This window comes from Nocardiopsis dassonvillei (assembly GCF_964273065.1).
Classification (GTDB): domain Bacteria; phylum Actinomycetota; class Actinomycetes; order Streptosporangiales; family Streptosporangiaceae; genus Nocardiopsis; species Nocardiopsis dassonvillei_B.
In genome coordinates this window covers 4,690,486-4,703,289 of record NZ_OZ186815.1, presented here as the reverse complement: position 1 = coordinate 4,703,289, position 12,804 = coordinate 4,690,486, and the positions used below count along the sequence as shown (strand labels likewise).

Annotated in this window: 10 protein-coding genes and 1 pseudogene; 3 read left to right on the top strand and 8 right to left on the bottom strand. The window is 73.5% G+C overall.

Annotated elements, in window-relative coordinates; genetic code table 11:
• Positions 1 to 13 precede the first annotated feature (13 nt).
• The 6 genes from ACSUPR_RS21090 to ACSUPR_RS21065 form a co-directional block, all read right to left on the bottom strand.
• Positions 14 to 673, bottom strand: coding sequence for a DUF6758 family protein (locus ACSUPR_RS21090; RefSeq protein ID WP_436886429.1), 660 nt, complete (start codon positions 671 to 673; stop codon positions 14 to 16).
• 88 nt (positions 674 to 761) lie between these two features.
• Positions 762 to 2,654, bottom strand: coding sequence for a translational GTPase TypA (gene typA / locus ACSUPR_RS21085; RefSeq protein ID WP_436886428.1), 1,893 nt, complete (start codon positions 2,652 to 2,654; stop codon positions 762 to 764).
• Positions 2,655 to 2,799: 145 nt separating this feature from the next.
• A complete protein-coding gene (locus ACSUPR_RS21080; RefSeq protein WP_436886427.1) occupies positions 2,800 to 3,219 on the bottom strand; it encodes a (deoxy)nucleoside triphosphate pyrophosphohydrolase in 420 nt (139 codons plus the stop codon).
• Entirely contained in the window at positions 3,201 to 5,441 is a 2,241-nt protein-coding gene (recD2, locus tag ACSUPR_RS21075; RefSeq protein WP_436886426.1) for an SF1B family DNA helicase RecD2, read from the bottom strand. The genes ACSUPR_RS21080 and recD2 overlap by 19 nt, the downstream gene beginning before the upstream one ends.
• Before the next feature lie 15 nt (positions 5,442 to 5,456).
• Complete coding sequence (locus tag ACSUPR_RS21070; protein WP_436886425.1) at positions 5,457 to 5,837, bottom strand: MmcQ/YjbR family DNA-binding protein; 381 nt, start codon at positions 5,835 to 5,837, stop codon at positions 5,457 to 5,459.
• A complete protein-coding gene (locus tag ACSUPR_RS21065) occupies positions 5,834 to 6,439 on the bottom strand; it encodes a MerR family transcriptional regulator (protein WP_436886424.1) in 606 nt (201 codons plus the stop codon). Before ACSUPR_RS21065 ends, ACSUPR_RS21070 begins: the two co-directional genes overlap by 4 nt.
• A gap of 44 nt (positions 6,440 to 6,483) precedes the next feature.
• On the opposite strand from ACSUPR_RS21065, the pseudogene ACSUPR_RS21060 reads away from it, so the two are divergent.
• Positions 6,484 to 7,296 (top strand): annotated as a pseudogene (locus ACSUPR_RS21060) (aldo/keto reductase); the annotation flags it as partial.
• 297 nt (positions 7,297 to 7,593) lie between these two features.
• Here the strand turns inward: ACSUPR_RS21060 and ACSUPR_RS21055 are convergent.
• A complete protein-coding gene (locus ACSUPR_RS21055; protein ID WP_436892225.1) occupies positions 7,594 to 8,649 on the bottom strand; it encodes a hypothetical protein in 1,056 nt (351 codons plus the stop codon).
• 126 nt (positions 8,650 to 8,775) lie between these two features.
• On the opposite strand from ACSUPR_RS21055, the gene ACSUPR_RS21050 reads away from it, so the two are divergent.
• Entirely contained in the window at positions 8,776 to 9,843 is a 1,068-nt protein-coding gene (locus tag ACSUPR_RS21050; RefSeq protein WP_436892087.1) for a serine/threonine-protein kinase, read from the top strand.
• Here the strand turns inward: ACSUPR_RS21050 and ACSUPR_RS21045 are convergent.
• Positions 9,828 to 10,373 carry a hypothetical protein gene (locus tag ACSUPR_RS21045; protein WP_436886423.1) on the bottom strand — a complete coding sequence of 182 codons (546 nt, stop codon included), beginning with the start codon at positions 10,371 to 10,373 and terminating at the stop codon, positions 9,828 to 9,830. The two genes, ACSUPR_RS21050 and ACSUPR_RS21045, sit on opposite strands and share 16 nt — an antisense overlap.
• Positions 10,374 to 10,665: 292 nt before the next feature.
• On the opposite strand from ACSUPR_RS21045, the gene ACSUPR_RS21040 reads away from it, so the two are divergent.
• The gene (locus ACSUPR_RS21040) at positions 10,666 to 12,792 is read left to right on the top strand and encodes a bifunctional metallophosphatase/5'-nucleotidase (RefSeq protein ID WP_436886421.1); all 2,127 of its coding nucleotides are present in this window, start codon (positions 10,666 to 10,668) and stop codon (positions 12,790 to 12,792) included.
• The last annotated feature ends 12 nt before the right edge of the window (positions 12,793 to 12,804 follow it).

The following is a 12,804-nucleotide window of genomic DNA, read 5'->3' as shown; positions in this document are numbered from 1 at the left end:
CCCGCCCACCGCGTCAGGCGGGGCGGGGCGCCAGCTCACCGGCCAGGAACGGGCTGGGCGCACCGAAGGGCGGCTCCAGGGCGACCCCGCCGTCCTTGATGTCGCGCAGGTCCCGCAGGGCGCTGATCTCGCACATCAGCAGGGCGGTCCCGGCCCTGGCGAACACCATCCACAGCCACTGGGAGAGCGCCTCGCCGGTGTAACCGGCGCGTTCGCGGCCCAGGTCGAGGTTCCACAGCGGAATCTCGTGGCCGTCGAAGCGGACCTTGGCGTCGGGCGCGCGGGTGTCGAACCCGTCACCGGCGTCGGGCCCCTCCAGGCCGGCCAGGCGGGCCCCCAGGCCGATCCCCGGCGCCTCCGCGACGATGACGGCCTCGCCGATACCGCCCAGCGGGTCGGGTCCGGACAGGGCCACGGCGACGGCCAGGGCCCCGGTGCGTTCGTCGCCCGCCTCCGCGAATCCGGTGACCACCCACCCGGTGGGCAGCGGCCAGGGGATCCACACCGGGACCCGGGCCTGGGGCAGCAGCGCCTCCAGTGCGGCGGTACCGGGCTGGCGGACCGGTTGCAGCGGAGTGACCGGGCCGTGTGCGTCGCACTGCCACGCGCTGGTCCACAACCCCGGGGGCCGGACCGCGCGCCCGCACCGGGGACACGAGGGATCGGTCTTCATATCACAGCGGTCTACCCGGGTGACCTGGGAGGAAAACGCCGGTGGGCGGGCCGCGACGCGGCCCGCCCGCCTCTCGGGGAAGGTTCCCCTACTGCTGCTGGCGCTTCTTGTTCGCGGTGATCCGCCCGCGCTCCTTCTGGTCCAGGATGACCTTGCGGATGCGCACGTGCTCGGGGGTGACCTCCACGCACTCGTCCTCGCGGCAGAACTCCAGGGCCTGCTCCAGGGACAGCTTGCGCGGCGGCACCAGGCGCACCAGCTCGTCGCCGGTGGCCGAGCGCATGTTGGTGAGCTTCTTCTCCTTGGTGATGTTGACGTCCATGTCGTCGGCGCGGGCGTTCTCGCCGACGATCATGCCCTCGTACACCTCGGTGCCCGGCTCGACGAACAGCGTGCCTCGCTCCTGGAGGTTGAACATCGCGAACGCCACGGCGGCGCCGGCCCGGTCGGCCACCAGGGAGCCGTTGGGGCGGGTGCGCAGCTCGCCGAACCACGGCTCGAACTTCTCGAACACGTGGTGGGCGATGCCGGTGCCCCGGGTCTCGGTGAGGAACTCGGTGCGGAAGCCGATGAGGCCGCGGGAGGGCACCAGCCAGTCCATGCGCACCCAGCCGGTGCCGTGGTTGACCATGTTCTCCATGCGGCCCTTGCGGACGCTGAGGAGCTGGGTGATCGCACCCATGTACTCCTCGGGCGCGTCCACGGTGAGGCGCTCGACCGGCTCGTGGACCTTGCCGTCGATGACCTTGGTCACCACCTGCGGCTTGCCGACGGTCAGCTCGTAGCCCTCGCGGCGCATCTGCTCGACGAGGATGGCCAGCGCCAGCTCGCCGCGGCCCTGCACCTCCCAGGCGTCGGGGCGCTCGGTGGGCAGCACGCGCAGGGAGACGTTGCCGACCAGCTCCTTGTCGAGGCGGTCCTTGACCAGGCGGGCGGTGACCTTGGCGCCCTTGACCTTGCCGACCAGCGGCGAGGTGTTGGTGCCGATGGTCATGGAGATGGCCGGCTCGTCCACCGTGATGAGCGGCAGCGGGACCGGGTTCTCCAGGTCGGCGAGGGTCTCGCCGATCATGATGTCCTCGATGCCGGCGATGGCGACGATGTCGCCGGGCCCGGCCTTCTCGGCGGCCTTGCGCTCCAGGCCGTCGGTCATCAGCAGCTCGGTGATCTTGACCTGCTGGGTGGTGCCGTCGGTGCGGATCCACGCGACCTGCTGGCCCTTGCGCAGCTCGCCCTGCTGGACGCGGCACAGCGCCAGGCGGCCCAGGAACGGGGAGGCGTCGAGGTTGGTGACGTGGGCCTGGAGCGGCGCGTCCGGGACGTACTCGGGCGCCGGGATGGTGTCCAGGATGGTGCTGAACAGCGGCACCAGGTTGTCGTTGTCCGGGACGGTGCCGTTGGCCGGGCGCTCCAGCGAGGCCTTGCCGTCGCGGGCGCAGGCGTAGACGATCGGGAACTCGATCTGGGACTCGTCGGCGTCCAGGTCCATGAACAGCTCGTAGGTGTCGTCCACGACCTCGGCGATGCGGCTGTCGGGCCGGTCGACCTTGTTGATGACGAGGATGACGGGGAGCTTGGCCTTGAGGGCCTTGCGGAGCACGAAGCGGGTCTGCGGGAGCGGGCCCTCACTGGCGTCCACGAGCAGGACGACGCCGTCGACCATCGACAGGCCGCGCTCGACCTCGCCGCCGAAGTCGGCGTGGCCGGGCGTGTCGATGATGTTGATGACCACGTCCTCGCCCTCGGGCGTGGTGTAGTGGACGGCCGTGTTCTTGGCGAGAATGGTGATGCCCTTCTCGCGCTCGAGGTCGTTGGAGTCCATCACGCGGTCGTCCACGTCCTGGTTCTCCCGGAAGACGCCGGACTGCCAGAGCATGGCGTCCACGAGGGTCGTCTTACCGTGGTCGACGTGGGCCACGATGGCGACGTTGCGAAGGTCGCTACGGCGTGCGGAGCCCTGGACGGGCGTGGCGGTGGACATGGAAAAGTCTCGATCTCCTGATACTGGGTAGAGACCGCAGGATGCCACGGCCCATCGCCAGTTTATGCGGTCATGGGGGGCTGGTCGGGAAACGCACAGGTCATCCTGACCACGCCCACAGGGTCAACAGCCCCGGAGGGCCTGTTCATCCCGGCGGGGCCAGCAGGGCCCCGACGGGTTCCAGGAACGGTACGTCCGCCGGGAGCCACGGGAGCGTGCCGAGGTCGGCGGTGGTGAGCCAGCGCAGGGACAGGTGCTCCAGAGCTCGGGGCTCGCCGTCGACGAGGTCGGCGCGCAGCAGGCGCAGGACCGCGGGCCGGGTGCGCCCCGGTACGGCCGGGAAGGGGACGTCGGCACCGATCGCCTCCCGCACCCGGACCGTGACCCCCAGCTCCTCGCGGCATTCGCGCACGAGCGCGTCGGCCGGGCTCTCGCCCGGGTCGACCTTGCCGCCGGGGAACTCCCAGCGGCCGCGCAGGGCGGCGGGTTCGGCGCGCTGGGCGGCCAGGATGCGGCCGTCGCGGATGATGGCGGCGCCCACGACGATCAGGGTGTCTCGGTCCACGATCCCTGAGCGTATCCGCGCAGCCGGTGCGCCAGGGCGGTGTGCCTGCGCCCGGAGGAGGCGTTGCGGACCGCCTGGGCCAGGGCGCGGCGCGAGCCCACCAGCACGACCAGGCGTTTGGCGCGGGTGATGGCGGTGTAGAGCAGGTTGCGCTGGAGCATCATCCACGAGCTGGTGGTGACGGGGATCACCACGGCCGGGTACTCGCTGCCCTGGGAGCGGTGCACGGTGATGGCGTAGGCGTGGGCGAGCTCGTCGAGTTCGGCGAAGTCGTAGGCGATGTCCTCGTCCTCGTCGGTGCGCACCGTCAGCTCCTGGGCGACGGGGTCCAGGCCGGTGACGACGCCGAGGGTGCCGTTGAAGACGCCGTTGGCGCCCTTGTCGTAGTTGTTGCGGATCTGGGTGACCTTGTCGCCGACCCGGAAGATCCGCCCGCCGAACCGGCGTTCGGGCACCCCCTCCCCGGCGGGGGTGAGGGCCTCCTGGAGGGCGGTGTTGAGGCTGCCCGCCCCGGCCGCCCCGCCCTTCATGGGGGTGAGGACCTGGACGTCGCGGCGCGGGTCCAGGCCGAAGGTGCGCGGAATGCGGCGGGCGACCACGTCCACGGCCATGGCCGCGGCGTCCTCGGACTCCTCGCAGGGGAAGAGGAAGAAGTCGCGCATGCCCTCGAAGAGCGGCGGCTCGCCCCGGTTGACCCGGTGGGCGTTGGTGACCACCCCGGACTGCTGCGCCTGGCGGAACACGCGGGTGAGCCGGACGCTGGGGATCGGGGAGTCCTCGGCGAGCAGGTCGCGCAGCACCTGTCCGGCGCCCACCGAGGGCAGCTGGTCGACGTCCCCGACCAGCACCAGGTGGGCGCCGGGCGGGACGGCCTTGATGAGCTTGTTGGCGAGGATGAGGTCCAGCATGGAGGCCTCGTCCACCACCAGCAGGTCGCAGTCCAGGGGGTTGTCGCGGTCGTAGGAGGCCTCGCCGCCGGGGCGCAGCTCCAGCAGGCGGTGGACGGTGGCGGCCTCGTGGCCGGTCAGCTCGGTGAGGCGCTTGGCGGCCCGGCCCGTGGGGGCGGCCAGCACGACCTTGGCGCCCTTGACGGCGGCGAGGGTGACGATCGCCGAGACCGTGAAGGACTTGCCGCAGCCGGGGCCGCCGGTCAGGACGCCGACCTTGCGGGTGAGCGCCTGGACGACCGCGGCGCGCTGCTCCTGGGCCAGCTCGGTGCCGGTGCGGCGGTGCAGCCAGTCCAGGGCCACGTCCCAGTCCACGTCCGCGAAGGCGGGCATCCGGTCGTGCGGGTGGTTCAGCAGGGTGAGCAGCCCGGCGGCGGTGCCGACCTCGGCGCGGTGGAAGGGCACGAGGTGGATCGCCCGGACCGGTTCCCCCTCGGGTCCGGGGACCTCCTCCCGGACCACGCCCTCCTCCTCGATGAGCCGGGCCAGGCACTCGATGACCAGGCCGGAGTCCACGCCCAGGATCTTGACGGCGGAGGAGATGAGCTTCTCCTCCGGCAGGTGGCAGTGGCCGTCGCCGGTGGACTCCGACAGGGTGAACTGGATGCCGGCCATGACCCGCTGGGGGCTGTCGTGGGGGATGCCGACGGCCCGGGCGATGGTGTCGGCGGTCTTGAAGCCGATGCCCCAGACGTCGGTGGCCAGCCGGTACGGCTCCTTCTGGACGACCTCGACGGAGGCGTCGCCGTACTTCTTGAAGATGCGGACCGCCAGCGAGGTGCTGACCTGGACGCCCTGGAGGAAGACCATGACCTCCTTGATGGCCTTCTGCTCCTCCCAGGCGTCGGCGATCAGCCGGGTGCGCTTGGGGCCCAGGCCGGGCACCTCGATGAGGCGCTCGGGGGTCTCCTCGATGACGTCGAGGGCGTCGGTGCCGAAGTGCCCGACGATGCGCTCGGCCATCTTGGGGCCGATGCCCTTGATCAGGCCGGAGCCGAGGTAGCGGCGGATGCCCTGCACGGTGGCGGGCAGCACCGTCGTGTAGTCGTCCACGTGGAACTGGCGGCCGTACTGGGGGTGGGAGCCCCAGCGGCCGTGCATGCGCAGGGCCTCCCCGGGCTGCACGCCCATGAGGGCGCCGACCACGGTGAGGAGGTCGGCGGAGCCGCGGCCGGTGTCGACCCGGGCCACGGTGTAGCCGGTCTCCTCGTTGGCGTAGGTGATGCGCTCGAGGACGCCCTGGACGACGGCGGGGGAGCGCTTCTCGTCGGACACCCGGTCCCCTTTCCGTCAGTCGAGCCCGGGGAGGTCGTCGCCGAGCACGGCCAGCACGCGCTCCCGGTCGGCCCTGCGCAGGCCGCGGGCGACCAGGACGTAGGAGTCGCGCAGCATCTCCAGGACCTCGTCCTCGGGGACGGTGCCGTCCAGGACCACGGTGTTCCAGTGGTCCTTGTTCATGTGGTAGCCGGGAGTGACGCCGGGGAACCGGTCGCGCAGCTCCAGGGCGTGCACGGGGTCGCACTTGAGGTTGACCCTGGGCTCCTCCCCCTCCCACAGCAGGGCGAACATCCGGTCGCACACCTTGTGGACGAGGGTGCCGGGGCCGAAGGGCCGGGCCTCCACGGCTTCGGGGAACCACAGGGCGGCGTCGATGAAACGTGCGGGCTTCACGGCTGCCTCCTCTCTCCCCCGAGCCTGCCAGACCGGACCGACGTTCGCGCCCTCCCCGGGAAGGCCGTGCCCCCGGCCCCGGAACCGCAGGTCCCTCCCCGGCCCGACGCCCTCACCCCCGACCGGGGGCGTCGCGCGGCCTCGGGCCGCCGGCGTCCCTCCCCGGGCCGGAGCTCGCGACCACGGCCCCGCAACCCTCCCGGCCGCCCCCGCTCCGGGGAAGGCCGGCCCGCCGAAGCCGCGCCCCGGGTCCCGGAACGCAGCACCGCGACGGCGTCCCGGTGCCGGGCGAGCCGCGCCAGCTCACCGTCCATGCGTTCCAGCTCCCGGACCAGCAGAGGGTCCAGGCAGGGCTCCACATCGCCCTCGCCCCCGCACGCGCACTCCAGGACGGTGCGGATGACCCGGGTGCCGAGCCCGGCGTCCAGCAGGCGGCGGATCCGGTGCACCACATCGACGTCACCGGGCCCGTACATCCGCTGGCCCGCCGCCGTGCGGCACGGCGCCGGCAGCCCCTGCTCCTCGTAGTACCGCAGCATCCGCGCCCCGACCCCGGTCCTGGCCGCCAGGTCCCCGATCCGCATCCCGGTGATCCCGCCCACGTTCCCTCGCCCCTCTCACCGGTGTGAGCTCTTAACGTCCTCGCATGACAGAGAACACCACGAACACCCTGCCGCGGGACACCGCCCCCGTCCGCACCCTCCCCGTCACCCGCATCGGCCTGGGCACCATGCGCTTCGCCGACGCCCCGCACCAGCGCGCCGGGGCCGCCGCCCCGGTCTGGAGCGCCCCCACCGACCGGGATGCCCTGACCGCCCTGCTTCACCGGGCCCCGGACCTGGGCGTCGACCACTTCGACACCGCCGACGCCTACGCCCTGGGCGAGGGCGAGCGGCTGCTCGGGGAGGCGCTGCGCGGGTCGGGCGCCACCATCGCCACCAAGGTCGGCGTCACCCGCCCGGGCCCCGCCGAGTGGGTGCCGCTGGGTCGCCCCGCCTACCTGCGCCAACAGGTCGAGGCGAGCCTGCGCCGCCTGCGCACCGACACGATCGACCTCCTGTACCTGCACCGCGTGGACCCGGAGGTCCCGGTGGAGGACCAGGTGGGGGCGCTGGCCCAGGCGCAGCGGGAGGGGAGGGTGCGGGCGATCGGCCTGTCGGAGGTCGATGTCGCCACCCTGGAGCGCGCCCGCGCGGTCGCCCCGATCTCCGCAGTCCAGAACCTTTACAACCACGCCGCCCGCGACCACGAGCCGGTGGTGGACCGCACCGCCGAGCTGGGCATCGCGTTCGTACCGTTCTTCCCGGTCGCGATGGGGGAGGCGGTGGACGCCTCACCGGTGGCGGAGGTCGCCGCCGGGACGGGGGCGACCCCGGTCCAGGTGCAGCTGGCCTGGCCGCTGCGCCGGGGCGCCCACATCCTGCCGATCCCGGGGACCACCTCGGTCGGCCACCTCGAGGAGAACGCGGCCGCCGCGGGACTGGAGCTGTCCGACGACCAGGTCCGCCGCCTGGACGCCCGGCCCCCCCGGCCGCGCCCTGACCGGCCCGTCGGGAACCCCGCACCGGTACGGCCGCGGCTCCCGGCCACCGGACCGCGAGGCCCGTGGAGATGCCCCGGGAGGAAGGCCCGGGTCCCGGGGCACACCACGTCGGTCGCGCGCCCGTCCCCGGAGAAGGGCACGTATCCGGCCGTCACCGGCAGGAGGTGCTTCCAGGGGCTCCGGGGGAGCGCGTGGCCGGAGGCGGCGCAGGCCTCATCCGCCCTCGGTCAGCTCGGCCAGGCGCAGGGCGGCCTCCTGGGCGCTCACCAGGGAGCGCAGCTCCGCCTCCTGGTGCTCGTGGGCCGCCCCCGCCTCGGTGATCCGGTCGGCGATCGACTCCAGCTCGCGCGCCGAGACGGCGTCGATGCGCTTCTCCTCGGCCGCACGTACCCGGTCCGCGTACTCCTCCAGCAGCCGGATGCGGCCCTCCAGGCGCCCGCGCTCCTGCGTCAGGGCCGCGAGGGCCCGGGCCGCGGCCGCCCTGGAGCGCTCCCCCGTGACCGGGGTGGACTCGATCTCCTGCAGGGACCGGGCGAGGCCGGCCAGCCCGCGGGCCACGGTCCACTCGGTCTCGGCCAGCACCACCTCGTTGCGGACCGTGTCCAGCAGCAGCCCCTCACGGTGCGGACCGGACCCCAGCACCGCGTCCACCGCGCGCCGGGTGCGCTCCAGCAGGGCGCGGTACTCCCCCTTCACCTGCTCGGGGAGGACGTAGCGGTCGGCCATCGACTCCGTGACGCGGCGCGGGTCGCGGAGCCCGCCCTCCCGCCCGGCCCCGGCCGAGGGCACCAGGACGACGACGCCCGTGGCCAGGACCACCAGGACCGTCCAGACCCCGGACAGGTCCAGGAAGAGGCGGCAGGCCCCGTAGGCCAGCACCACCGCGTACGACACCCGCAGGACGGTCCTGCCCCACCGGTCCCTCCCGTCCCGTTCCCGGGCGGTCCCCGCCCGGGCCAGCGCCGCCAGCAGCGCCCGCCTCTCGCCCTCCGGAAGCGCGGGGTCCAGGATGGCCCCGGCACCCCCGCGCTCCGCCCCCGGGTCCGGCAGGCGGGCGCGCACCTCGTGGCCGAGCCCCGTGAGCCCCAGGAACCCCTCGCGGGTGCGCTCCGCCAGGCCGCCCTCGACGAGGGCGGCGTTGCCGGCCGCGCCCAGGTACACAGGCGACCACACGCGCGGGTCGTCCGGCAGCGGGGCGGCGTCCAGCAGGGCCTCCGCCTGGCCCGGGCTCAGAGAGATCGTGCGGCCGTCGGCGAGTGTGACGTCCAAGCGGTTCCTCGGGGGATCGGGGGGATCGCGTCCTTATTTCATATCCGACGGACGGTCCGCGGTCCCGGTTTCGGCCCGGCCCCGGTGGATAGACTCCCGCTCGACGTCCCCCGTGATCGGAGTCCCATGAAGGCGCGCGGCATCCGCAGACTCCACCCCCTGGAACCCGGCGACCCCCCGGAGATCGGCGGCCACCGCATCGTGGGCCGGATCGGCTCCGGCGGCATGGGCACCGTCTACGCCGCCGCCTCCCCCGGCTCCGGCGGCTACCTGGCGGTCAAGGTGATCCACGCCGGGCAGGCGTCGGACACGCGGTTCCGCGACCGCTTCGCCCTGGAGGCCCGGCTGCTGGCGCGGGTGAACAGCCCTTCGGTGGCCCGTTTCGTACGCGCCGACGTGCAGGCCGAACAGCCGTGGATGATCACCGAGTACGTGCCGGGGCCGACCCTGCGACACCACGTGGAGCGGTTCGGCCGCCTGAAGAAGGGGATGCTGCTCGGGGTCGCCGCAGGCACCGCCGAGGCGCTGCGCGCCATCCACGCCGCCGGGGTCGTCCACCGCGACCTCAAGCCGAGCAACGTGGTGCTCTCGGCCAGGGGGCCCAAGCTGGTGGACTTCGGCATCGCGCACCCCGTGGAGGACCCCGACCCCACCAAGTGGATCCGGCTGCGGCGGATGCGCCGGGCCTACCGCGACCTCGGGCTCCCCTCACCGGAGGCCCTGCCCGACGAGCGGGTCACCGCCTGGGTGGACAAGCTGGGCACCCCCGGCTGGATCAGCCCCGAACAGTACTCGCGCCAGCCCACCACTCAGCGCTCGGACGTGTTCCTGTGGGGTGCGACGGTGGCGTTCGCCTCCCTGGGCCACGACCCGTTCGGCCGGGCCGACGCCAAGGAGATGGCCCGCCGGGTGCTGTTCGAGGAGCCCGACCTGGACTACCTGCCGCCCGGCCTGAAGAAGGTGGTGGAGGCGGCCGTGGCCAAGGACCCCGAGGACCGGCCCGACGCGGCGGAGCTGCTGCGCGAGGTCCTGGCCCTGGAGCCGGGGGCCGCCGGGCCGGGGCACGGCGGGGCGGCCGTGCGCGGCCTGCTGGAGCGGTGCTGGACGGAGGTGGCGGTGCGTCCGCCGGAGCCGCCCCGCCAGGGGCTGCGCCTGTTCGGCCGGGAGAGGCCCGAAGATCAGAGCAGGCCGTAGTGGGCGCGGGCGTCGCGGCCGAACATGACGGCGATCATGTACACCGCGAAACCCAGCGGCACGACGGCCTCCCAGGCGCCGGAGAACAGGTTCCAGGTGAGCAGCGCCCCCGCGGCGCCGTGGAAGAGCACCACGCCCCAGAAGACGCCGACGGTGCGCCGCCGGATGCGGGCGGCCAGCAGGGTGGACAGCACCCCGTAGACACCGGTGACCACGGCCACGACGAGGATCATCGCCCGCATGGCCTCCACGCCCATCTCCATCCGGACGCCCTGCTGGGCGAGCATCTCCGCCTGGACGGCCAGAGCCTCCTCCATCTGCTCCTGGGGGATGACCAGGCCCTGGAGGAAGAGCAGGGCCAGGGCGATGCCGCAGGCACCGCCGATGAACATGAGGATGCGCACGACCGCCACCCGCCGGGGCAGGGGCGCGTCCGGGCGCAGGGCCGCGAAGCTCGCCTCGAAGTCGGGCAGGCCCCCGCTCGGCGGGACGCCGTCGGGCTCGTAGGGGTCCTGGCCAGAGGGAACCACGGCCGTCCTCCAAGGGGTTTCGGGGTCACCGGCTTCACTCATGGTAGGGCTCGGGGAGTGGGACGATACCGGAGACGGGTGATACGGACGGGTCGAAAAATCCCCACCGGTACGGCAGATTCTACAAATCGTAACCCTGGGGCCCCTGACCCCCGGAGCGATCGCCCCTAATGTTGCGTCTCTGGGCCCGCTCACGACCCGAGCGGCGCGCGGGACCACCCCCTGATCCCACCGATCCCCCACATCCCGGTCACACCGGTCCCCCGATCCCCCACGAAGGAGCACGGAACCCATGTCCAGATTCGTGCGCGTCTCGGCCGCACTGATGCTGACCGGTGCTTTCACGGTGCCGTTCGCCCCCGCGGCGGGTGCCGCCGTCCCGCTGGAGCCGGCGGGCGACACCGAGTTCACGCTGACGGTCCTGCACGCCAACGACCCGGAGTCGCAGCTGCTGGCCGCCTCCGGACAGGACGACTTCGGCGGTGCCGCCCGGTTCACCGCCCTCGTCAACGAGCTGCGCGCCGCCGAGGAGGCGGAGGGCGCGCTCGGCGGGGGCGAGTCCGCGAACCGCGGTGTGGTGACCGTCAACTCCGGCGACATGTACCTGCCGGGCCCGGAGTTCGCCGCCTCCCGCGAGGACGGCGCGCCGTTCTACGACGCGGTGGCCGCCCGGTACGCGGGCTACGACGCGATCTCGATGGGCAACCACGAGTTCGACTTCGGCCCGGACGTGTACGCGGAGTTCATCGAACAGCTGCCCGGCGTCCCGGTGCTGGCCGCCAACGTCGACGTCTCCAAGGAGCCGTCGCTGGCCGCGCTGGAGGCCGAGGGCCGGATCGCGCCCAGCACCGTCGTGGAGACGGGCGGGCACGAGGTCGGCATCGTCGGCGCGCTCTACCCGCCGCTGGCCACCATCAGCAGCCCCCGGAACGTCGTGGTCGACGACCTGGTCGCCCCGGTGCAGGCCGAGGTCGACCGCCTCGACGCGGCCGGCGTCGACAAGATCATCCTGATCTCGCACCTGCAGAACATCACCTACGAGGAGCGGGTCGCCCGGGAGCTGACCGGCGTCGACGCGATCGTCTCGGGCGGCGGCCACGAGGTCATGGCCAACCCGGACGACGCCCTGGTCCCCGGTGACACCGTCACCGCCCACCCGGGCACCGGTCGGCCGCTCGCCTACCCGTTGACCGCCGTCAACCCCGACGGTGAGACCGTGCCGATCGTGACGGCCGGCTCGAACTACAAGTACGTGGGCCGCCTGGTCCTCAACTTCGACGCCGAGGGCAACGTGACGTCGGTGTCGGACCGCTCCGGCGCCGTCCGGGTGTCGGGCACCGGGGACGACGCGGTCGCCCCGCACCCCGAGGTCGAGGCGCAGGTCACCAAGCCGGTCTCGGACCACGTGGCCGAGCTGTCCGAGACCGTGGTCGCCCAGAGCGAGGTGGACCTCAACGGCGTCCAGAACCCGGGCGTGCGCACCCAGGAGACCAACCTGGGGAACCTGGTGGCCGACGGCCTGCTCGACACCGGCATCCGCAACGCCGCCGAGTACGGGGTGCCCGAGCCGCAGATCGGCATCCAGAACGGCGGCGGCATCCGCAACGCCTCGGTGATCCCGGCCGGTCCGCTGACCGCGCTGGACACCTACTCGATCGCCCCGTTCGCCAACCAGGTGGCCGTGGTGCCCGACCTCCCGCGCTCCCAGGTCAAGGAGCTGCTGGAGCAGGGGGTGTCCGCCGCACCGGCGGCCAGCGGCGGCTTCATGCAGGTGGCGGGCGTGAACTTCGCCTACGATCCGGAGCGGACCGCGCAGGTCACCGGGGACGACGGCACCGTGACCACGCCGGGTGAGCGGGTCCGCAGCGCGATCCTGCACGACGGCACGGTCATCGTGAAGGACGGCGAGGTCGTGCCCGGCGACCCGATCACGGTGGTGACCAACGACTTCTCGGCCCGGGGCGGCGACCGCTACCCGTTCCGCGGGGCGGACTTCACCGTGGTGGGCTCCACCTACCAGGGCGCCCTTGAGCGCCTGGTCACCGGCACCCTGAACGGCCGGATCACCGAGGCCGCCTACCCCGAGGGCGGTTCCGGCCGCATCGTCGTGGGCGAGGAGGCGACCGTCCCCGACCCGGGCACCGGCCCGGGCCCGAGCCCGTCGCCGAGCCCGTCGCCGTCGCCGACCGACGGCCCCACGGCCGGCCCGACCGACGGTCCGAGCGGCGAGCCCTCGGACCCGGCGGGCCAGAGCCCCAAGCCGGGCGACGACAAGAACGGTTCGCTGCCCCGGACCGGCACCGCGCTCCTGGGCCTGGTGGCTGCGGCCGTGGTCGCGGTGGGCGCGGGCGGCGCGGCCCTGTACCTGAGCCGCGGGCGCAGGCGGGCGGCCGACGGCGCGGACGCGCCGGACGCCTGACCGACGCGTCGG

Excerpts from the sequence above, each read along its gene's own strand:
- ACSUPR_RS21090 (WP_436886429.1), bottom strand. The coding sequence starts at position 673 with ATGAAGACCGATCCCTCGTGTCCCCGGTGCGGGCGCGCGGTCCGGCCC.
- typA (WP_436886428.1), bottom strand. The coding sequence starts at position 2,654 with ATGTCCACCGCCACGCCCGTCCAGGGCTCCGCACGCCGTAGCGACCTT.
- ACSUPR_RS21050 (WP_436892087.1), top strand. The coding sequence starts at position 8,776 with ATGAAGGCGCGCGGCATCCGCAGACTCCACCCCCTGGAACCCGGCGAC.
- ACSUPR_RS21040 (WP_436886421.1), top strand. The coding sequence starts at position 10,666 with ATGTCCAGATTCGTGCGCGTCTCGGCCGCACTGATGCTGACCGGTGCT.